The organism is Pantoea sp. DY-15 (assembly GCF_019795935.1).
Lineage (GTDB): Bacteria > Pseudomonadota > Gammaproteobacteria > Enterobacterales > Enterobacteriaceae > Pantoea > Pantoea leporis.
The window spans coordinates 197,843-219,545 of the sequence record NZ_JAIMIF010000003.1 but is presented as its reverse complement, the minus strand read 5'-3'; the positions used below and the strand labels follow the sequence as shown (position 1 = coordinate 219,545).

At 56.0% G+C, this 21,703-nt stretch carries 19 protein-coding genes; 9 read left to right on the top strand and 10 right to left on the bottom strand.

The window, feature by feature from the left end; all coding sequences use genetic code 11:
• Positions 1–11 precede the first annotated feature (11 nt).
• The 8 genes from cysA to K5Y32_RS13565 all read right to left on the bottom strand — a co-directional run bounded on the left by cysA (position 12) and on the right by K5Y32_RS13565 (position 6,673).
• The gene (gene cysA / locus K5Y32_RS13600) at positions 12–1,100 is read right to left on the bottom strand and encodes a sulfate/thiosulfate ABC transporter ATP-binding protein CysA (protein ID WP_222184547.1); all 1,089 of its coding nucleotides are present in this window, start codon (positions 1,098–1,100) and stop codon (positions 12–14) included.
• On the bottom strand, positions 1,090–1,962 hold the full coding sequence (gene cysW / locus K5Y32_RS13595; RefSeq protein WP_101763571.1) for a sulfate/thiosulfate ABC transporter permease CysW: 873 nt from the start codon (positions 1,960–1,962) through the stop codon (positions 1,090–1,092). Before cysW ends, cysA begins: the two co-directional genes overlap by 11 nt.
• Positions 1,962–2,795: a sulfate/thiosulfate ABC transporter permease CysT gene (cysT, locus tag K5Y32_RS13590; protein ID WP_064739484.1), complete on the bottom strand. Its 834-nt coding sequence runs from the start codon at positions 2,793–2,795 to the stop codon at positions 1,962–1,964. Before cysT ends, cysW begins: the two co-directional genes overlap by 1 nt.
• Positions 2,795–3,811: a sulfate ABC transporter substrate-binding protein gene (locus K5Y32_RS13585; protein WP_222184545.1), complete on the bottom strand. Its 1,017-nt coding sequence runs from the start codon at positions 3,809–3,811 to the stop codon at positions 2,795–2,797. Before K5Y32_RS13585 ends, cysT begins: the two co-directional genes overlap by 1 nt.
• A gap of 293 nt (positions 3,812–4,104) precedes the next feature.
• The gene (locus tag K5Y32_RS13580) at positions 4,105–5,001 is read right to left on the bottom strand and encodes a Dyp-type peroxidase (RefSeq protein WP_222184543.1); all 897 of its coding nucleotides are present in this window, start codon (positions 4,999–5,001) and stop codon (positions 4,105–4,107) included.
• Positions 5,002–5,102: 101 nt separating this feature from the next.
• A complete protein-coding gene (locus K5Y32_RS13575) occupies positions 5,103–5,723 on the bottom strand; it encodes an RpoE-regulated lipoprotein (protein ID WP_222184541.1) in 621 nt (206 codons plus the stop codon).
• 63 nt (positions 5,724–5,786) lie between these two features.
• Positions 5,787–6,239, bottom strand: coding sequence for a DUF2919 domain-containing protein (locus K5Y32_RS13570; protein ID WP_255602661.1), 453 nt, complete (start codon positions 6,237–6,239; stop codon positions 5,787–5,789).
• An 8-nt stretch (positions 6,240–6,247) separates the two neighbouring features.
• Positions 6,248–6,673, bottom strand: coding sequence for a GNAT family acetyltransferase (locus K5Y32_RS13565; protein ID WP_061717913.1), 426 nt, complete (start codon positions 6,671–6,673; stop codon positions 6,248–6,250).
• Between the two features lie 211 nt (positions 6,674–6,884).
• Here K5Y32_RS13565 and amiA point away from each other — a divergent pair, with 211 nt between their 5' ends.
• Positions 6,885–7,742, top strand: coding sequence for an N-acetylmuramoyl-L-alanine amidase AmiA (gene amiA / locus K5Y32_RS13560; protein WP_217548935.1), 858 nt, complete (start codon positions 6,885–6,887; stop codon positions 7,740–7,742).
• A 48-nt stretch (positions 7,743–7,790) separates the two neighbouring features.
• Positions 7,791–8,711 carry an oxygen-dependent coproporphyrinogen oxidase gene (gene hemF / locus K5Y32_RS13555; RefSeq protein WP_222184537.1) on the top strand — a complete coding sequence of 307 codons (921 nt, stop codon included), beginning with the start codon at positions 7,791–7,793 and terminating at the stop codon, positions 8,709–8,711.
• Between the two features lie 104 nt (positions 8,712–8,815).
• Here the strand turns inward: hemF and maeB are convergent, their stop codons facing one another.
• Positions 8,816–11,095, bottom strand: coding sequence for an NADP-dependent oxaloacetate-decarboxylating malate dehydrogenase (maeB, locus tag K5Y32_RS13550; RefSeq protein WP_222184535.1), 2,280 nt, complete (start codon positions 11,093–11,095; stop codon positions 8,816–8,818).
• Between the two features lie 341 nt (positions 11,096–11,436).
• On the opposite strand from maeB, the gene tal reads away from it, so the two are divergent.
• The 3 genes from tal (at position 11,437) to ampH (ending at position 15,782) form a co-directional block, all read left to right on the top strand.
• Complete coding sequence (gene tal, locus K5Y32_RS13545; RefSeq protein ID WP_222184533.1) at positions 11,437–12,387, top strand: transaldolase; 951 nt, start codon at positions 11,437–11,439, stop codon at positions 12,385–12,387.
• 69 nt (positions 12,388–12,456) lie between these two features.
• Complete coding sequence (tkt, locus tag K5Y32_RS13540; protein WP_110866508.1) at positions 12,457–14,466, top strand: transketolase; 2,010 nt, start codon at positions 12,457–12,459, stop codon at positions 14,464–14,466.
• 146 nt (positions 14,467–14,612) lie between these two features.
• Complete coding sequence (gene ampH / locus K5Y32_RS13535; protein WP_222184531.1) at positions 14,613–15,782, top strand: D-alanyl-D-alanine-carboxypeptidase/endopeptidase AmpH; 1,170 nt, start codon at positions 14,613–14,615, stop codon at positions 15,780–15,782.
• Positions 15,783–15,821: 39 nt separating this feature from the next.
• Here ampH and K5Y32_RS13530 read toward each other — a convergent pair whose 3' ends face one another.
• Entirely contained in the window at positions 15,822–16,895 is a 1,074-nt protein-coding gene (locus tag K5Y32_RS13530; protein ID WP_222184529.1) for a DUF1176 domain-containing protein, read from the bottom strand.
• A 488-nt stretch (positions 16,896–17,383) separates the two neighbouring features.
• Here K5Y32_RS13530 and K5Y32_RS13525 point away from each other — a divergent pair, with 488 nt between their 5' ends.
• The 4 genes from K5Y32_RS13525 to K5Y32_RS13510 are packed head-to-tail and all read left to right on the top strand — an operon-like array spanning position 17,384 to position 21,700.
• Complete coding sequence (locus K5Y32_RS13525; protein ID WP_101763547.1) at positions 17,384–18,214, top strand: DeoR/GlpR family DNA-binding transcription regulator; 831 nt, start codon at positions 17,384–17,386, stop codon at positions 18,212–18,214.
• A gap of 12 nt (positions 18,215–18,226) precedes the next feature.
• Positions 18,227–19,210 (top strand): substrate-binding domain-containing protein, encoded by a 984-nt coding sequence (locus tag K5Y32_RS13520; protein WP_222184527.1) that lies wholly within the window; start codon positions 18,227–18,229, stop codon positions 19,208–19,210.
• A 2-nt stretch (positions 19,211–19,212) separates the two neighbouring features.
• On the top strand, positions 19,213–20,718 hold the full coding sequence (locus K5Y32_RS13515; RefSeq protein ID WP_222184890.1) for a sugar ABC transporter ATP-binding protein: 1,506 nt from the start codon (positions 19,213–19,215) through the stop codon (positions 20,716–20,718).
• Positions 20,711–21,700, top strand: coding sequence for an ABC transporter permease (locus K5Y32_RS13510; protein ID WP_222184526.1), 990 nt, complete (start codon positions 20,711–20,713; stop codon positions 21,698–21,700). Before K5Y32_RS13515 ends, K5Y32_RS13510 begins: the two co-directional genes overlap by 8 nt.
• Positions 21,701–21,703 lie beyond the last annotated feature (3 nt).

Genomic DNA, 21,703 nt, shown 5'->3' with positions numbered 1-21,703 from the left:
TGTCAAAAATATCAGGCGCTCTCGGCAAAGGCAACCGGGCGCAGCGGCGTAGTGCCATGGTAAATTCGCGCCTGTTGCAGGCCAACGAACAGGCGTTCACCACGCATCGGCGCATGGTGATCGCCGTCGAACACCACGGAGAACACCTCGCCCTGCCAGCCGCTCGGCTGAACGACCAACTGCCAGAAGTGGCCGCGCGGGCTGATCTCCAGCACCTGCACCGGCAAAGGCGTTTCCAGGCTGCTCTGGCGTGAAATATCGATTTCCCACGGACGCAGGAACAGTTCAACTTCGCCCTGATGCGCAGGCGTGTAGCCCAGCGCCCAGCGATGCGCGGCCACATGGAACTGAGAGCCATGTACTTCGCCCGTAAAGCGATTCACTTCGCCAAGGAATTCCAGCACAAAGCGCGTCGATGGATCGCGCCATACGTCATCTGGCGTGCCAACCTGTTCGATGTTGCCCTGGCTCATCACCACCACGGTGTCCGCCACTTCCATCGCTTCTTCCTGGTCGTGGGTCACGAACACGCTGGTGAATTTTAACTCTTCATGCAACTGACGCAGCCAGCGACGCAACTCTTTACGCACCTGCGCATCCAACGCGCCAAACGGCTCATCCAGCAGCAGAATTTGCGGTTCTACCGCCAGTGCACGCGCCAGCGCTACACGCTGCTTCTGTCCACCTGACAACTGTGCCGGGAAGCGGTTGCCCAGATGGGAAAGTTGTACCATCTCAAGCAGACGCATAACGCGCTGTTTGATCTCAGCAGCACCTGGACGTTCGCGACGTGGCAGAACGGTAAGGCCAAAGGCGATATTGTCGAACACCGTCATGTGGCGGAACAGCGCGTAGTGCTGGAACACAAAGCCCACCTGACGATCGCGCGCATGGATGCGGCTGACGTCTTTGCCATTGAAATGGATCTGTCCGCTGTTCTGATGTTCCAGCCCAGCGATGATACGCAGCAGCGTGGTTTTACCAGAACCGGATGGCCCCAGCAGTCCCACCATCTTGCCGGAAGGAATATCCAGAGAGATGTCGTTAAGAACCGATGTGCGGTCAAACGATTTGTTGATTTGTTTAATCTCAATGCTCATGATTTTCCTCCTGTAGGCGCTTCTGCTGATGCTCTAATCGCCACTGCACCACGCTTTTCAGAAACAGCGTTACGATTGCCATCAGGGTCAGCAGCGCGGCGGCAGTAAAGGCGCCCACGGTGTTGTAATCCTGATGCAGTAATTCAACCTGAAGCGGCAAGGTATAGGTTTCGCCGCGAATCGATCCCGAAACCACCGAGACCGCACCAAATTCACCAATCGCACGTGCGTTGGTCAGCACCACGCCGTACATCAGCGCCCAACGGATATTCGGCAACGTCACGCGGCGGAACATCTGCCAGCCGGATGCGCCAAGCAGCACCGCCGCTTCATCTTCGTGACTGCCCTGGCTCAGCATCACCGGCACCAACTCACGCACCACAAACGGACAGGTAACGAAGATGGTGGCCAGCACCATGCCCGGCCAGGAGAACATAATCTGAATATTGTGCGCATCCAGCCAGCCACCGGCAGGACCGTTGACGCCCCAGAACAGCAGATACATCAAACCGGCAACCACCGGCGACACCGCAAACGGGATATCAAACAGCGTCAACAGCAGCTGGCGGCCGGGAAAGGTGAAGCGCGTCACCAGCCACGCCAGCAGCGTACCGAACACCATGTTGACCGGCACGGTAATCAGCGCCACCAAAAGGGTCAGCCAGATGGCATGCAGCATGTCGCCATCTTTCAGGTTACTCAGCGAGGCAACCAAACCCTGGTTGAGGGCTTCCCAGAAGATGGAAACCATCGGCACCACCAGCAGCAGGATGGAAACCAGCGCACCGATGCCAATCAGCAGCCACTTGCCCCAGTTGATTGGCTGGCGGTCAGCGTGATTGATGTGTGAAATTTCCGCCATCAGTGGCCTCCTAAGCGACGGCCAAAGCGGCTCTGCAAGGTGTTAATCGCGAACAGTAGCAATAAGGAAGCGGCCATGATTACTGAAGCGATGGCGCTCGCCGCCGGATAATCAAACTCCTGCAGACGCACGAAAATCATCAGCGAGGTCACTTCCGTTTTCCACGCGATGTTGCCGGCGATAAAGATCACCGCGCCGAACTCGCCGATGCTGCGGGTAAACGACAGCGCAGTGCCGGCCAGCAACGCCGGTGCCACTTCTGGCAGCACCACGCGACGGAAGCTCTGCCAGCGCGTTGCGCCCAGCGTTTCCGCGGCTTCTTCATATTCCGGACCTAACTCTTCCAACACCGGCTGCACGGTACGTACCACAAACGGGATGCTGGTGAAGGCCATCGCCACGGCAATGCCGAGCCAGGTGTAAGAGACTTTGATATCAAAATGCGCCAGCCACTGACCGTACCAGCCGTTGACCGAAAACAGACCCGCCAGCGTCAAACCCGCTACCGCCGTCGGCAGCGCAAACGGCAGATCCATCAAACCATCCAGCAGCGTGCGTCCGGGGAAGCGATAGCGTGTCAAAATCCACGCCATCAGCATGCCGAATACGGCGTTGAACAGCGAGGCCACGCCCGCCGCCAGAATCGTCACTTTATACGCGGCGATCAACTGTGGATGGCTAATCACCGCCCAGTATTGCGCCAGCGTCATTTGCGACAGCTGCATCAGCAGCGCGCTGATTGGCAGTAGCAGAATCAGGCAGGTAAAAAGTAAGCTGGTGCCAAGGCTCAATCCAAAGCCCGGCAAGACACGTTTTTGAGCGAGCGCGAACATTAACCGCGCCCCGCTGCCAGTAATTTGTCCAGCTCACCGTCATTGGCAAAATGGACTTTCATGACGTTTTCCCAGCCGCCAAAGGCGTCTTTGACGTTGAACAGTTCAGTCTGCGGGAAGCGATCTTTCTGTTCCGCCATCAGCTGCGGGTTATTCACGCGATAGTAGTAACTGGTGATGATTTTCTGCGCTTCAGGCGTGTAGAGATAATTCAGATAGGCTTTGGCCGCGTCGGTGGTGCCGTTGTGCTCGACATTTTTGTCGACCCACGCCACCGGGAACTCCGCCAGAATATTGGTTTTTGGCACGATCACTTCGTACTGGTCCTTGCCGTACTGATTACGGATGTTATTCACTTCCGATTCAAAGCTGATCAGCACATCGCCCAGACCGCGCTCGGCAAAGGTGGTGGTAGCACCGCGACCGCCGGTATCAAACACTTCAACGTTCTTCAGGAACTTCGCCATAAAGGCTCTGGTTTTGGCTATATCTTTGCCATCCGCCTGATCGGCTGCGCCCCACGCGGCGAGATAGGTGTAACGGCCATTACCCGAGGTTTTTGGGTTAGGGAAAATCAGCTTCACGTTATCGCGCGCCAGATCGGCCCAGCTGTGAATCTGCTTCGGGTTACCTTTACGCACCAGAAACGCCATGGTGGAGTAAAACGGTGAGCTGCTGTTTGGCAGACGTTGTTGCCAGTCAGCGGGAATCAGTTGGCCTTTGTCGTGCAGCACCTGCACATCGGTCACCTGATTGTAGGTCACCACATCGGCGCGCAGCCCTTGCAGAATCGCCAGCGCCTGCTTAGAAGAACCGGCGTGCGACTGCTTGATGGTCAGCTTGTCATTCGGATGGGCAGCGTCCCACTCTTTTTCAAATGGCGCATTCAGGGCAACGAACAGTTCGCGCGAAACATCGTAAGAGCTATTCAGCAACTCGGTCGCTTGCGCCGCACCGGCTAAAGCACACGACAGCGCGATACCGCCAAGCCATTTTTTCGAAATCGGAAATGTCATGCTGCACCCTGAAAGACGGCAATTAAGCCAATGCCATTAGATGCTGTCAGTGTATTTATAACTCAGGGGAAAGCTGTAACGGTTTTATATATCGTTTAGGGATTTCAAAGTCTAAAAAAGCATAAGACGGCGGGAGAGTTTATGCGGTGAATGGGATTGAATTGTGCGGGGTTTTGGCCAGGTCGCCATAAATGGCGACCCTACGAGGTGAGCGTTTGTAATGGGATTGAATTGTGCGACGTTTTGGCCAAGTGAGCGTTTGTAGGGTCGCCATTTATGGCGACCTCGCTTAATTACAGCGCTGAAAGCACATCCAGCGACGGCGCAAAAAAGTAGCTACCGCTCACCGGTTTAGTGAAGCGCAACATCGCGTCCATTTTGCCGTCGCGCTCGCCGAACATGCTCAGCAGTTGCTGCTCAATATTGTAAAGACGATGACAATACGAGATGAAATAGAGGCCATGAGTGCCGCTGGCGCTGCCGTACGGCAGGCTTTGGCGCAGAATCTTCAGCCCTTTGCCCTCTTCTTTCAGATCGACACGGCTGAGATGCGATGTCGCAGGACGCTGATCGCTCGGCAACTCTTCATCCGTCTCTTTAGTTCGGCCAATAATCGCTTCCTGTTTCTCCACCGCCATGCGGTTCCACAGCTTAAGGTTGTGCTCCCAGCGCTGGGTAAACACATAGCTGCCGCCCGCATCCGCACCTGCGCTAATAATCGCTACCTCCTTGCGCGCTTCGCCCTGCGGATTTTCCGTGCCATCGACGAAGCCCGACAGATCGCGATCTTCAATCCAGCGGAAACCGTGCGTCTCTTCTTCGATATTGACCGCAGCGGCAAAGGCGCTAAGTGCCACCTGAGCCAGCGCGAAGTTCACGTCGTGTCGTTGAGATTGAATATGGATCAGCAAATCGCGCTGCGTGGCAGGCGCAATGCCGTTACCAAGCGCGGCGAAAGCTTTGAGTTCAGGTGCAGAAGCGTTGCCTTGCAGATCGCGCCACAGCGCATCACCAAAGGCGATCACCGCGCCCAATCCGGCATCACTGAATTGCGTCTGCAGCGCTTCAAGCTGCTGTAAGAAGAATTTGCTGCCCTGGCGCAGCGCGTCAAGATCGGCCGTGACGCGGGCTTCTAGCCAAATGGCGAAACGGCGGTGCTCCAACAGGATCCCGCTCTGAAACTGAGACATTGCTATGCTCTCCGGCATGAAGGTTAGACGATATTTTTTCGCCCGCATCATACCGGAAAGCCACACTTTTTGAGCGGGTTTTTAAGCAAGTTTTATCTGGTTTAACGCTGCCAAACGATCTTGCTGATTTTCCAGCTTTTCAGGGTATCGTCCGACGGCATCAAGCCTTCCGGACCATGCCATTCACCGCTGTAAATGTAGGAGATGTGCTGGCTGCCCGGCGCACGGCACTCAACATCGCGTGCATCAAGGCCGGTGACCATTTTGCAGTTATTAAAGGCTTTGCTGAACTTGTCGCTGAACAGATCGCCGATCTTGCTGCCGTCCGCCGCTTTGGCATCGGCATCCTGCACTTCAATTCGCTCCACGCTGCTGCTGCCGTTAATCACCAATTTAACGTTGTCGCCATCCAGCGCCTGCCAGAAATCCACCACCTGACCATTCTGCGTGCGCATGCCCTGACGCAGTGTGTAATCGCCGTTCAGCGCTTTATGGATGGCGTCTTCCGACATTGAGGTGGTGCTCGTCAGGCCTGCAACGCCTTGCTCGGTGACCTCCAGCGATCCACCAAACCAGCCGAGTGGATTGAGCGCCGACCAGTGATAGCTAAGCGGATTGTACCAATGGCTTTCGCTATCGCTCGTGCTGCCAGATGAACCCGAACTGGCGCAGCCGGCCAGAACCATGCTGCTAACCAGCAGTGCGTGACGAACAACTTTCATGAAAACTCCTTGATCTGCTAAGCCGATTGGCGTGCCTGTTGGAGTCACAAACCGGCAAAAAGTTTATTCGACCTGCTGATGTTCCGGCAGAAAGCAGTCGCGCAGGCGAGGTTGCGTTTGCAGCCAGAACAACGCCAGCAGGTCAAACAGCGTCAATAACAGCGGCAGCGGCGAGTCGGGAAAGGCGCCTTGCAGCAGGCTGGAACCCTGCCACAGCAGGCTGACAAATAGCGATGCGCTCAACACATGACGCCAGCTTTGCCACAGGCGCGGCCAGCGCTGGCGATAGCCGGTCAGCAATAAGCCGATAGCCGCCGGAATGCCTAACGCCAGCCCCAGCCAGAAGCTTTGGCGGTCGGGATAGAACAGCGCCAGCAAATCATTGCCCTGCTGGCGTGATGCGCCCGCCATCACCAGCAGCAGCCAGGTGCGCGCCTGCAGTAACAGGATCAGCCAGAAAAGAAACGGCAGCCGCAGCTGCCCTTTCGCATCGTACTCTTCGGGAAGGTATTTCAAACCGACCCTCAATACTCGCGATCTTCAATCAAACGCTTGCCCAGCAGCAGCGAGTCCACCGGCTCGTATTCGAGCTTTTCGTAAAACGCCACCACCTGATCGTTCTCTTCGCGCACCATCAAATTGATTTTTGGGCAACCGCGCGCAATCAGCTTCTTCTCAAGACGATTCATCAACGCATTGGCAAAGCCACGGCCCTGATAATCAGGATGCACCGCCAGATAGTAGACGGAGCCGCGATGGCCGTCGTAGCCGCCCATCACCGTACCAACCACTTCGCCACCGACTTCCGCGACCAGAAACAGTTCCGCGTCGTGGTTCATTTTGCGTTCAATGTCCAGCTCCGGATCGTTCCATGGGCGTAACAAATCGCAACGCTCCCAGAGCGTGATCACTTCTTCAAAATCTTCCTGGCGGAAAGAACGGATTTCCATCGACGTTACCCTGCTGTTAGGCACAATTCGCTGATTATCACGCATTCTTTGCCAGGCGCAACCCTCACGCGTGACAACGGAGCAAAAAAAGCGCGACATCGCTGTTAGTCTGTTGCAATAGAAAGTAAACACTTGAAATAGTTGCGAGGTCGCTGCCTGGCTATTGTTACGCTATAACACTGGGCAGGATTTACCTGCCATGGACCCGTAAATGAAGAAGATTTCACTGCTTAAGCGCCTTACCAATCGTCGCCAACTGATACTTTCCGGTTTAGCGCTGGCGGTGTTATCACCGCGTGCGGTGCAGGCCAAAGAACAGAACAGCGATTTGCGCGTCAGTCCGCGTCATACGCCACCGAAACCCGCCAGCAACGGCAAACGCATCGTGATGATCGATCCCGGCCACGGCGGCATCGATTCCGGCGCCGTCGGCGAAGAGGGTTCGGAAGAGAAACACATTGTGCTGGCGATCGCCAATACCGTGAAGACGCTGCTGCAATCACATCCACGCATCGAAGTGCGCCTGACGCGCGACAGCGACCACTTTATTCCGCTCTATCAGCGCGTCGAAATCGCCCACCAGCACGGCGCTAACCTGTTTATGTCGATTCACGCCGATGGCTACACCAGCCCGGATGCTAACGGCGCATCGGTGTTTGCCCTTTCCAATCGCGGTGCCAGCAGCGCGATGGCGCGATACCTTTCGCAGCGTGAAAACGATGCCGACAAAGTGGGCGGTGCTGAGGTGCAGGATAAAGATCATTACCTCAACCAGATTCTGTTCGATCTGGTGCAGACCGATACCATTCGCAACAGCCTGACGCTGGGTAAACACGTCCTCGATCAGATTCGCCCGGTGCATCATCTGCACAGCCAGCACACCGAACAGGCCGCGTTTGCGGTGCTGAAATCGCCGTCGATTCCTTCGGTGCTGGTGGAAACCTCCTTTATTACCAATCCGCGTGAAGAGCAGCTGCTTGGCACGCAGGCGTTCCGCCAGAAAATTGCCAGCGCCATTGCCGACGGCATCACCCGCTACTTCGATGAGGTCGATCGTCGCGAAGCATAGTCTTTATCCTGTGGTAGAATCGCGGCAAATTTCCGGAACGAGTGACTGATGAGCAATCCCGATATTTCCCGCGTCAAAGCCTTTTTGCTGGCGCTGCAAGATGAGATTTGCGCCCAATTAGCGGCGGAAGATGGCAAGGCGAGCTTTGCCGAAGATGAGTGGCAACGTCCCGGCGGCGGCGGCGGACGCAGTCGCGTATTGCGTGATGGCGCGGTGTTTGAACAAGCCGGCGTTAACTTCTCGCACGTGCACGGCGATCAAATGCCCGCGTCCGCCACCGCGCATCGTCCTGAACTGGCCGGGCGCAGCTTTGAAGCGATGGGCGTATCGCTGGTGGTGCATCCATCCAATCCTTACGTGCCCACCAGCCACGCCAACGTGCGCTTCTTTATTGCGGAAAAACCGGGCGCCGATCCGGTGTGGTGGTTTGGTGGCGGTTTCGATCTTACGCCCTATTACGGCTTCGAAGAGGATGCGCTGCACTGGCATCAAACCGCGCACGATCTGTGCCAGCCGTTTGGTGAGGAGGTTTATCCGCGCTACAAAAAGTGGTGCGACGATTACTTCTACCTCAAGCATCGCGACGAGCAGCGCGGTATCGGCGGTCTGTTTTATGACGACCTGAACACGCCCGATTTCGATTACTGCTTCGATTTCATGCAGGCAGTCGGCAACGGTTTTGCCAACGCCTACCTGCCGATTGTGGCCAGGCGCAAAGCGCTGCCGTGGGGCGATCGCGAGCGCCAGTTCCAGCTCTATCGTCGTGGTCGCTACGTCGAGTTCAATCTGGTGTGGGATCGCGGCACGCTGTTTGGCCTGCAAACCGGCGGTCGCACCGAATCCATTTTGATGTCGATGCCACCGCTGGTGCGCTGGGAATACGATTATCAGCCAGAAGCCGATTCCCCCGAAGCCGCCTTGTACCGCGATTTCCTGCCGGTGAAAGAGTGGTTGAAGCGACATAATTAACCAACCGCACACCCCGTAGCGGCGCGATTTATCGCGCAATGAATTGCGCCGCGACAAGGTGTGCAGAATTTCATTGCGGCGCAACACATTCGCCAATCAAGTCGTTACAACGGCTCGGTCTGCGCCTCCACCACCGCTAACGCCACCATATTCACGATGCGCCGCACCGAGGCGATACGCGTCAACACATGCACCGGCTTGCTGATCCCCATCAACACCGGTCCCACCGTGACACCTTCGGAGCAGGAGATGCGCAGCAGGTTATAGCTGATACGCGCCGCTTCGACGTTCGGCATAATCAGCAAATTCGCGGTGCCTTTTAGCGGGCTGTCCGGCATCAGTTCACGGCGAATGCTCTCGACCAGCGCCGCATCACCGTGCATTTCGCCGTCAATCTCCAGATCCGGGGCGCGTTGCTGAATCAACGCGAGTACGTCGCGCATTTTGCGCGCGCCCGGCGCATTTGAGGTGCCAAAGCTGGAGTGCGACAGCAGCGCCACGCGCGGTTCAATGCCGAAGCGTCGCACCGTTTCCGCCGCCAGCAGCGTGATATCCGCCAGCTGTTCCGCGCTGGGATCTTCATTAACGTAGGTGTCAGCTATAAAGGTATTGCCGCTCGGCAATAGCAGCGCATTCATCGCGCCCGCCACCTTCACGTCCTCTCGCAGCCCAAACACTTTCTCCACCACATCATAATGTTCCTGATAATCGCCGATGGTGCCGCAGATCAGCGCATCGGCTTCACCGCGATGCACCATGGTCGCGCCAATCAGCGTGGGATTGCCGATCACCGCGCGCTGGGCAGTTTCCGGCGTCACGCCGCGCCGTTTCATGATCTGGTAATACTCATTCCAGTACTCTTTAAAACGTGGATCCGATTCGTTATTGACGATCTCAAAATCTTTGCCCGCCTCGATCTTTAAACCCTGCTTTTGTAGACGCATAGCGATGACATTCGGCCGGCCAATCAGGATCGGCTTCGCCAGCCCTAACGTCACCAGCTCCTGCGTGGCGTGCAGCACGCGCACCTCTTCGCCTTCTGCCAGCACCACACGTTTGGGATCTCTACGCGCCTGCGAAAAGATCGGCTTCATAAACAGGTTGGTTTTATAGACGAACTCGGTGAGCTGCTCACGATAAGCATCAAAATCCTCGATCGGTCGCGTGGCGACGCCGGATTCCATCGCCGCTTTCGCCACCGCGGGCGCGATCTGCACGATTAAACGCGGATCAAAAGGTTTGGGGATCAGGTAATCCGGGCCGAAACTCAGATCCTGATCGTCATATGCCGACGCCACCACATCGCTCTGTTCCGCCTGCGCCAGCGCCGCAATCGCGTGCACCGCCGCCAGCTTCATCTCTTCATTGATCGCCGTGGCACCCACATCCAGCGCGCCACGGAAGATAAACGGGAAGCACAACACGTTGTTCACCTGATTGGGGAAATCAGAGCGCCCGGTGCAGATAATCGCGTCGGGCCGCACCTGTTTGGCCAGCGGCGGCATGATTTCCGGTTCGGGATTGGCCAGCGCCAGAATCAGCGGATGCTGCGCCATCTTCTGCACCATCTCCGGCGTCAGCGCTTTGGGGCCGGAACAGCCAAGGAAAATATCCGCGCCGCCAATCACCTCATCCAGCGTGCGTGCGCCGCTGTCGGCCACCGCATAGGCCGCTTTGGTCGGCGTCATATTCGGCTCGCGATCGCGATAGATCACCCCTTTGGAATCGCACACCACAATGTTGTGCTGCTGCATGCCGAGCGCTACCAGCAGATTCAGGCAGGCAATCGCCGAAGCCCCTGCGCCGGAAACCACCAGCCGCACCTCGCTGATGGCTTTTTTAACGATGGTTAAGCCGTTGAGCACCGCCGCGGTACAGATGATCGCCGTGCCGTGCTGATCGTCGTGGAATACCGGGATCTGCATGCGCTCACGCAGCTGTTGCTCAATATAGAAACACTCGGGCGCTTTGATATCTTCCAGATTGATGCCACCAAAAGTGGGTTCCAGCGCGGCAATCACCTCAATCAACTTATCGGGATCGCGCTCATCGATTTCGATATCAAACACGTCAATGCCGGCGAACTTTTTGAACAGCACGCCCTTGCCTTCCATCACCGGCTTACTCGCCAGCGCGCCAATGTTACCCAGCCCCAGCACCGCGGTGCCGTTGGAGATCACCGCCACCAGATTGCCACGCGCGGTGTATTTGCGCGCCGCCAGCGGATCGGCGGCAATTTCCAGACAAGGCGCAGCGACGCCGGGCGAATAGGCCAGTGCCAGATCGCGCTGCGTGGCTAACGGTTTGGTGGGTGAAACCTGAATTTTTCCGGGCGTGGGAAATTGATGAAAATCGAGCGCGCTTTGCTTGAGTTGATCGTCCATTGGGCATCCTTTGGCATCGCTAAATAGGCATTCAGTATAGGAATGTGCGGCACAAAAGAGGGTGAAGGCGCTCAAAGAACGCACAGACTGAAAGGCACGGATTGCCACCGCTTCGCCTGCGGGATCGGCACAGCCTGCTATCCTTATTGATGGCAAAAAGCGTAGCTGAACCGTTTAGGCCAGTCCTCCTTTCACTATCGCACCTCTTAAGCGCCACGACGCCACAATCAGAGAAAACGCATTTTCTTCGTGTAACGTCTGTAGCACTGTGTTGGACCAATACTTAACAGGAATGGGTGCAACACCTTTGCCCACATTATTGCTAATCAAGGAGTTAAGTGATGAACCAGCTAGATGCATTGAAACAATACACCACCGTGGTGGCGGACAGCGGCGATATCGAATCCATTCGCCATTACAATCCAGAAGACGCGACCACCAACCCCTCATTGATTCTGAAAGCCGCCGGTCTTGAGGGTTATAAACATCTGATTGATGACGCCATCGACTACGCGAAAAAACAGGGCGGCAGCAAAGAGACGCAAATCATCAACGCCAGCGACAAAGTGGCGATTAACCTCGGTATGGAAATTCTGAAAAGCATACCGGGCCGTGTTTCGACCGAAGTGGATGCGCGCCTCTCCTTCGATCGTGGCATGTGTGTCACCAAAGCTGAGAAGCTGGTGCGTCTGTACGAAGAGCACGGCATCGACCGCTCACGCATTTTGATCAAACTGGCGTCAACCTGGGAAGGCATCAAAGCTGCTGAGGAGCTGGAGAAAAACGGCATTCAGTGCAACCTGACGCTGCTGTTCTCCTTTGCTCAGGCGCGTGCCTGTGCCGAAGCCGGTGTGTTCCTCATTTCGCCATTTGTTGGCCGTATTTACGACTGGTACAACACCCGCAAACCGATGGATCCGTATGTGGTTGATGAAGATCCGGGCGTGAAATCTGTGCGTCGTATCTACGATTATTACAAGAAGCACCGTTACAGCACAGTTATCATGGGCGCCAGCTTCCGTAAAGTGGAACAGATTCAGGCGCTGGCCGGCTGCGACCGTTTGACCATTTCCCCTAACCTGCTGGAAGAGCTGGCCAACAGTGATGCGCCGCTGGAGCGTAAGCTGGAGCCATCAACCGAAGGCTTCCATCAGCCTGCTTCACTGTCTGAAGCGGAATTCCGCTGGGAACATAATCAGGATCCGATGGCGGTAGAAAAACTGTCAGACGGCATCCGTCAGTTCGCCATCGACCAGCAAAAGCTGGAAGACGTGCTCTCTTCTCGTCTGTAATCCGCACTCACTCTTATGGCGGATGGGCATTGGCTCATCCGCTATCGCCAAATCACAAGGGAGAACCTTATGTCTTCACGCAGAGAGTTGGCTAACGCAATTCGTGCACTCAGCATGGATGCGGTACAAAAAGCAAATTCCGGGCACCCAGGTATGCCGATGGGCATGGCAGATATCGCCGAAGTGTTATGGCGCGATGTGTTGAAACACAATCCCAACAATCCGGCGTGGGCCGATCGTGACCGCTTTATTCTTTCCAACGGTCACGGCTCGATGCTGCTATACAGCCTGCTGCATCTCACCGGCTACGACCTGCCGATGGAAGAGTTGAAAAACTTCCGTCAGCTGCACTCTAAAACGCCGGGGCATCCCGAACTCGGTTACACGCCAGGCGTGGAAACCACCACCGGACCGCTCGGCCAGGGCCTGGCCAACGCGGTAGGTTTAGCGATTGCCGAACGCACGCTGGCGGCGCAGTTTAACCGTCCCGGCCACGACATCGTCGATCACCACACCTACGTGTTTATGGGCGATGGCTGTTTGATGGAAGGCATCTCGCACGAAGTGAGCTCGCTGGCCGGTACGCTCGGCCTCGGCAAACTGATTGGCTTCTACGATCACAACGGCATCTCCATCGATGGTGAAACCGAAGGCTGGTTCACCGACGACACGCACAAACGTTTCGAAGCCTACAACTGGCACGTCATCGGTAGCGCAGAAGGTATCGACGGCCACGATTCGGCAGCGATCGCTGCGGCGATTAAAGAGGCGCAAAGCGTCACCGATAAGCCGTCACTGATTATCTGCCGCACCACTATCGGCTTCGGCTCGCCGAACAAAGCCGGTAAAGAGGAGTCGCACGGCGCGGCGCTGGGCGAAGAAGAAGTGGCGTTGACGCGGCAGAAACTGGGCTGGCATTATCCGCCGTTTGAGATCCCGAAAGAGATTTATCAGCAGTGGGATGCCAAAGAAGCGGGCGCGCAGCGCGAGAAATCCTGGGATGATAAGTTTGCCGCTTATAAAGAGGCACACCCCGAGTTGGCGCAGGAGTTTACCCGTCGTCTGAGCGGTGAAATGCCGGCTAACTGGAGTAGCGAAGTGCAGAAGTTTGTTGAAGAGCTGCAGGCTAATCCACAGAAAATCGCCAGCCGTAAAGCCTCACAAAATACGCTGGAAGTGTTTGGCAAGCTGCTGCCGGAATTCCTCGGCGGCTCAGCGGATCTGGCACCCAGTAACCTCACCATCTGGTCGGGCTCAAAATCGATCAAAGAGGATAGTGCCGGTAACTACATTCACTACGGCGTACGTGAATTTGGTATGACGGCGATCGGTAACGGCATCGCGCATCACGGCGGCTTCGTGCCTTACACCGCCACCTTCCTGATGTTCGTCGAGTACGCGCGTAATGCGGTGCGCATGGCGGCGCTGATGAAGGCGCGTCAGGTGCTGGTGTATACGCATGACTCCATCGGCCTCGGCGAAGATGGTCCGACACACCAGCCGGTTGAGCAGATTGCCAGCCTGCGCGTTACGCCAAACATGAGTGTGTGGCGTCCGTGCGATCAGGTGGAAACCGCCGTGGCGTGGCAAGCCGCCGTTGAGCGCCATCATGGGCCAACCGCGCTGATCCTGTCGCGTCAGAACCTGCTGCAGCCAGAGCGTAGCAAAGAGCAGGTGGCGAATATTGCACGCGGTGGCTATGTGCTGCAGGACAGCAACGGCACGCCGGATGCGATCATCATCGCCACCGGTTCGGAGATTGAAATCGCGCTGGGCGCGGCAGATAAACTCACCGCTGCTGGCCACAAGATTCGCGTGGTTTCGCTGCCGAGCACCGACGTGTTTGATAAGCAGGACGTTGCGTATCGCGAATCGGTGCTGCCATCCGGCGTGAAAGCGCGCGTGGCGGTCGAAGCCGGTATTGCTGATTACTGGTACAAGTATGTTGGTCTGGACGGCGCGATTGTCGGTATGACCACCTTTGGTGAGTCAGCTCCGGCCGGCAAACTGTTCCCGGAATTCGGTTTCACCGTCGAGAACATCGTTAGCCACACTGAAGCATTACTCAAGCCGCACTAATCGATCTGGCCCTGCGTCTTTTTGGCGTAAGGGCCATTTTTTGATCACAGCCTGATACAGAAAAAAATCCGCCCTGCCCCCTTCACGCCTCGCGCAAACTGATTACTATAAGCTTTCCTCCGATTCTCATAGCGGACCCTTTCCCGTTGAAAAAACGTACTCCTTTTTTACTGGCCTTAATGGTTTCAGTGCTTCCATTAAAAAGCATGGCGCAGTCGTCGCCCGATCCGCTGTTGGCATCGCAAATTGTTGATCGCTACGCCGAGCACATTTTCTATGGCAGCGGCGCAACCGGCATGGCGCTGGTGGCGATTGATGGCAATCAGCGGGTTTTCGCCAGCTTTGGTGATACGCGCCCCGGCAACAACGTGCGTCCGCAGCCTGATTCGGTGATTCGTATTGCCTCGCTCAGCAAGCTGATGACCAGCGAAGTGATGGTGAAGATGGCCGAACGCGGTCAACTGCGTCTTGACGATCCGCTCAGCAAATACGCGCCGCCTGGCGCACGCGTGCCAAGCTATAACGGCCAGCCGATTCGCCTGATTAACCTCTCCACCCACACCAGCGGCCTGCCGCGCGAACAGCCCGGCGGTAAACCGCATCGTCCGGTGTTTGTCTGGCCGACCAAGTCCGATCGCTGGCAATGGCTGAGCGGAGCGGCATTAAAGGCCGCGCCAGGCACCAATGCCGCCTACTCAAACCTGGGCTTTGATCTGCTGAGCGATGCGCTCGCCAAAGCGGCGGGCATGCCCTATCCAGCACTGTTCCAGCAGTTGATAACGCGCCCGTTAGGTATGAAAGACACCACCTTTACGCCGTCACCGGATCAGTGTCAGCGTCTGATGATTGCCGAGAAAGGTGCCAGTCCGTGTAACAACACGCTGGCGGCCATCGGTAGCGGCGGCGTTTACTCAACGCCAGACGATATGGGCCGCTGGATGCAGCAGTTCCTTAACTCGGCGGTGAATCACCGCACGCCGCAAATTGATCGCCTGCAAACGCTGATTTATCGTCGTGACCAGCTAAACAAAGTGGAAGGCATGGATGTGCCGGGCCGCGCCGATGCGCTGGGCATGGGTTGGGTCTATATGGGGCCGAAGGAAGGTCGTCCGGGGATTATTCAGAAAACCGGTGGCGGCGGCGGCTTCATTACCTATATGGCGATGGTGCCGCAGCACAACGTCGGCGTGTTTGTGGTGGTGACTCGCTCGCCATTAACGCGTTTCACCCCGATGAGTGATGGCGTGAATAATATGCTGACCGAGCTGGTGGGCAATCAGTCGGGTTCACCGATGACGGTGCAAGCGATTCGTTAATTATATGGGGAAGGTCGCCATGAATGGCGACCCTACGGATTAACGCGACTGCACCGGATTTTGCGATTCAGTTACCCAGAGTGTTGGCCAGTCGTCACTGCTGTGCCACGCATCGCAGGTCTTCTCTTCCGCATACTCTGCCAGCACAAACTCGTTGCCGTCATACTGCCAGCGCGTTGCCACCCCGCAGTCCCCCAAGCCACGTCCTTTACTGAAGGTGTAGAGCAATCCATTGCTGGCATCGAATTCCGCGTTCACCAACTCCAGCTGATTATCGCTGCGCGAAGCGGGGGTAAACGGCAGCGTTAAGCTCAAACCACGCGACACATAAGGCGCACTGCGCGTCACTTCAAATGCCAGATCGATAACGTTATAGGCGCCGGTTTCGCAGCTGATCAGCAGCAGCGCTTTGCTGTCGGTTAGCGGTGAAACGCTCACTTCACGCCGCAGCGGATCGAGCGAGCAGTTATCGGTATTCACCCGCCAGGTACCAAAATCAATTAAACCGCTGGTCTCTTCCTGCGTCAGAGGAGGCGGCGGCGGTAATGGCGAAGGTAACGCCGGCAACGCTGGCTGCGGCGGCACATCCCACTGCACGCGGTCGCCACGCTTCACCCAGGCGCTGGCACCGTTGACGCGGCCCTGCACGTCATCCATCAACAGTAACGCCGCCTTCATGCCGCTAAGCGGAATGGTGGCGTTGGCTTTATAGGTCAGCTGCAGATTTTGCGCATCCAGCGTCTGCGCAAGAAACTCGTCGATGGCGATAGCATTGCTGGTCGCCAGATGATGCGGTTCCACCGTCCAGTGTTTGAGATCCGGCGTCAGACGGCGTTGATCGAGTAGCAGGTTATCCTTGAGCGGGCCGCCCGGCAGCTCACCGCTGTAGGCGCTGCCGTAATCAATACGCAGCAAGGGACGATCGTTGACGCCAGCATGACGTGAGAGCGTCATCACTAAGCCGTTGTCACCGGGAAAACTGCGTGCCACGCAAAAAGCCGCATTGTTACAGGTCAGTTGCCAGTCGGAAAATGACTTTTGCAGTGGCTGAGCCTGAACGCACGCGACAAAAAGAAAGGGCAATAAAAGCAGTAACTTCATCCAATACGACATCAAAAAATCGGTCCCCAAATTCCTGGAAAGAAAATAATAGCGCAACGGGAACGCTGTCAGCAGGCCTAAACTGTGAGCCGGCCCTAAAAGCGAGGTTAACCGCTGAAAAAGCCGTCACCTGTGGCGAGCGGGTACTGGATGGGGCAAGCGCTCATCATCCGTTTTGACCGATTACTGCTCAATCGGATTCGTCGGACTCTTGTTAACTCATCACAAAACGGTCAAATACACACAAACGGTCATAAGCGGTCATGTTAGGTTAAATCCATGTTTTGGATTTGCAACGCGCGTAGAACGCGGATTTAGCGCCATTAGGCTTATTTATGTGAGGTATATCACTTAATTTTGATAACCAGACATCTCATTTACATATAAGACAGATCCAGATCACTCTAATCAGCTAAGGCGTTTTGGTGACTGTGGACTCGTGCGCAGCCCACACTTTCCAAATGCGCTATCCAGTAATTTATAGCCATCGGAGGTTAGTTATGTTGCCGATTGAAAGACAGCAGCGAATTATTGACGAATTAAATTTAAATGGTCGGGTCATTGTCGCTGAATTAGTCACGTTATGTCAGGTTTCACAAGAAACTATTCGGCGTGATTTAACGCAGCTGGAGAAACGTGGTCTGTTACAACGCAGTCACGGTGGTGCGGTACCAGCAAAACGACAGGCCGCCAACATTCAGGGAAATACGCGAGGTGTTAACGAGTATGAATTATCTTTCCGCCAGAGAGTCAATGAACATGTTGATGCAAAAATGGCTATTGCCAAACGCGCACTCGATTTCATTAGCCCCGGCGATTGTATATTACTCGATAGCAGCACCACTTGCTGGTATTTAGCGCGACAGCTGCCGGATATTGAATTAACGGTATTAACCAATTCCATCAGGATTGTACAAACCCTTGCGGCGCGCGGCAGCATCCGCACCATCTGTCTGGGGGGAGAATATTCTGACCGTTATGAAGATTTCCACGGCGTCGTCGCCGAGCAACCGCTCAGGGAATTTCAGATCAATAAGATCTTTTTCTCCTGTAGCAGTTTAGGCAATGACGGTTATTTACGTGAAGGTAACGAAAACAACGCACATTTAAAACAGCAAATGTTATTAGCAGCGGAAAGAAAACATCTGCTGCTGGACGGAAGTAAATTCCTGCGGCCCTCATTCGCGCGTATTTGTCATTATCGCGATGTGGACTTTCTCATTACTGACCAATTAAAAGACAAAGAGCTGGAACAAGAATTAGCGTGGAACGGCGTCAATATTATTGATTGCTCCCAGCGCAGCCATTCTATGCAGCTAATAAAAAATTAAATCGGAGTCTTTATGAAAAAACATCTTATCGCCTGTTCTCTGCTCGCCCTGTTTGCCGCCTCCGGCGCGCAGGCTGCTGACAAATTACGCATGGGCATCGTGGTGAAAATTGGCGGTATTCCGTGGTTCAACGCCATGGAAGCGGGCATCAAGAGTGAAGCGGCGAAACGCGGCATTGACGCGTGGATGGTGGGACCAACGGCGGCCGATCCGGCTCTGCAGGTGCGCGCTATCGAAGATTTGATTGCCCAGAAGGTCGACATCATTGGCGTGGTGCCAAATGACCCGAAAGTGCTGGAGCCGGTGCTGAAGCGCGCCCATGATGCTGGCATTGAAGTGATCACCCATGAATCGCCGGATCAGAAAGGCGCTAACTGGGACTTCGAACTGGTGGATGCGCCGACGCACGGCATCAACCATATGAAAGCGCTGGCGAAATGCATGCATGAAGAGGGCAAATACGCCATGTACGTCGGCAGCCTGACCGTGCCGCTGCACCAGCAGTGGACCGACGCCGCGCTGAATTATCAGAAAGAACACTATCCGAAGATGCAGATGGTCACCGACAAGTTTGGCGTCGGCGAATCGCTGGATGACTCGATTCGCACCACTAACGAACTGATGTCCAAGTATCCGGATTTGAAAGGGATTATGGCCTTTGGTTCACAAGGTCCGATTGGCGCCGGTCGCGCGGTGATGAACCGTAACAAGATCGATCAGGTCTGCGTAATTGGTGCCTTTAGTCCTGGCCAGGGCGCATCGCTGGTGCAGCGTGGCGCGATCAAAGGCGGCTACATCTGGAATCCACAAACCGCTGGCGAAGTGTTCGTGCGTATCGCCGACATGATGCAGAAGAAAGAGCCAATCACCGACGGAATGACCATCGAGGGTTTGGGCAAAGTGAAAGTTGACGAGGCGACCCACACCATCCTCGGCAACAATACCGAAAGCCTGGACAAAGAGAACCTGCCAAAACTGGTGAAAATGGGGCTGTAATGATGAATGAGGTGATCCCACAGACGCTGATTGCGCTCGACAACCTGTCGAAAACATTTGGTGGCAACCGCGCACTGAGCGATATCTCGCTGACCTTACTGGCTGGCGAAGTGCACTGTCTCGCTGGCACCAACGGCTGTGGCAAGAGCACCTTAATCAAAGTCATTTCCGGGGTGCACGCCCCGGATAGCGGCAGCCGCATCACGCTGGGCGACGGCCCGAGCTTTCCGCGTCTGACCACTCGCCAGGCGCGTGACTTCGGTATCCAGGTGATTTATCAGGATCTGTCGCTGTTCCCCAACCTCAGCGTGGCGGAAAACATCGCCTTCGAGCACAACCTGAATAGCCTGCTCGGCTGGCATCGCAAAGCCAAACTGCGTGAAACCGCGCAGCGCATCATTGATGAACTGAAGTTTGAACTCGATCTCGATGAGAAAGTGGCGTCGCTGTCAATTGCGCAGCGTCAGCAGGTGGCGATCTGCCGCGCGCTGGTCGCCGATGCGCGGCTGGTGATCATGGATGAGCCGACGGCGTCGCTGACGCGCACCGAAGTGAATCAGCTGCTGCGCACCGTGCGTTACCTGAAAGACAAAAACATCTGCGTGGTGTTTGTCAGCCATCGACTGGATGAAGTGCTGGAGATCTCAGATCGCGTGACGGTGATCCGCGACGGCCGCAAAATGGGCTGCTGGCCCGCCAAGGCGATGACGCCGCACCATCTGACCGAGCTGATGACCGGCCTGAAACTCGACTATCAGCTGAAAACGCCGACGCGCCATGACGATCGCCTGATCCTCGAAGTCGAAAAACTGACGCGCGCCGGACAATACCATGACGTTAATTTCAAACTTTATCAGGGCGAAGTGCTGGGCCTGTGCGGCCTTTTAGGCTCGGGACGCACCGAACTGGCGCTGTCACTGTTTGGCATGACCAAACCGGACAGCGGCAAGATCTGGCTCGACAGCAAACCGGTGCGTTTCCGTGGACACGAAGATGCGATCAAAGCCGGCATCGGCTACGTCTCCGAAGATCGCTTAACCCTGGGTTTGGTGCAGCAACAATCGGTGGCCGACAACATGGTGCTGCCGATCCTCGACAAGCTGCAGAACCGTTTTCACATCATCGATGAATACCGTAAGAACAAGCTGATCCTGCAGTGGATTCAGCAGCTTGGCGTGCGTGTTGCCGATCCCAATCTGGCGATCTCCACGCTCTCCGGCGGCAACCAGCAGAAAATCGTGCTGGCGAAATGGGTGTTGACCCAGCCGCGCATCCTGATCCTCGATTCGCCCACCGTTGGCGTGGATGTCGGCGCTAAAGCCAGCATCTATCAGCTAATTCATCTGCTGGCGAAAGAGGGTTTGTCGATCATCCTGATTTCCGACGAAGTGCCGGAGGTTTGGTACAACTGCGACCGCATCCTGCACTTCCGTGATGGCACCGTTCATGCCGAATACCAACCCGATACCGTTGAGCAACAGCAGCTGGCGGAGGTGATCAATGCCTGATTTTTCTCGTTTACGCCCGCACTCCAGCCAGGGCTGGCTCGCCTGGGTTTTGCTGGCTTTTATCCTGTTCTTCTCCGCCGCCAGCGACCAGTTCCTGACGGTGCAAAACCTGCTGGATCTGGCAGAAAGCTACGCCGTAACCGGCATCTTCGCCCTCGGCCTGTTTGTGGTGCTGGTGACCGGCGGCATCGATATATCCTTTGCTGCGGTGGCGTCGGTGGTGCAATACCTGATCGCCTCGCTGTTTGTGCAGTTCCAGTTTGATAACGCCCTGCTCAGCATCCTGCTGGCGGTGGTGTGCGGCACGCTGTTTGGCGTGATCAACGCCCTGCTGATCACCACGCTGCGCGTCGTCTCGATCATTATCACCATCAGCATGCAGTCGCTGCTGTTTGGCCTGTTGATGTGGGTAACCGGCGGCAAAAGCCTCTATTCGCTGCCGGACTGGTGGATCACGCTGCGCAGCGTGCTGCCATTCACCTGGCAAGGCAACAGCTTCCAGATTGGCTTGCCGCTGGTGACCATGCTGGTGATTGCCGGACTCACCGCGCTGCTGCTGAACAAAACCAATCTCGGTCGCCAACTGTATGCGGTGGGCGGCGATGCGGAATCGGCGCGCCGCATCGGTATTCGCGTCGGTCTGATTCATGTCTTCGCCTATGGCTGGCTGGGTGCCATGGCGGCGATTGGCGGCTTGGTGCAGGTCTATCGCATGGGCGAAGTGGTGCCAAATGCGCTGGTCGGCGGCGAGCTGGATGTGCTGGCCGCCACGGTGCTGGGCGGTGCCAGCCTGATGGGCGGCAAAGGCACGGTGAGCGGCACGCTGATGGGTGTCTTTCTTATCGCCATCCTGAAGAACGGCCTCAACCTGATTGGCGTCTCCAACTACTTCATGAACATCGTGGTGGGCGGCGTGATCATGGTGGCTATCGCCGTGACTCACTACAAAAAACGTAAAGAAACTGATGTCAGTTTCGTCTAACGG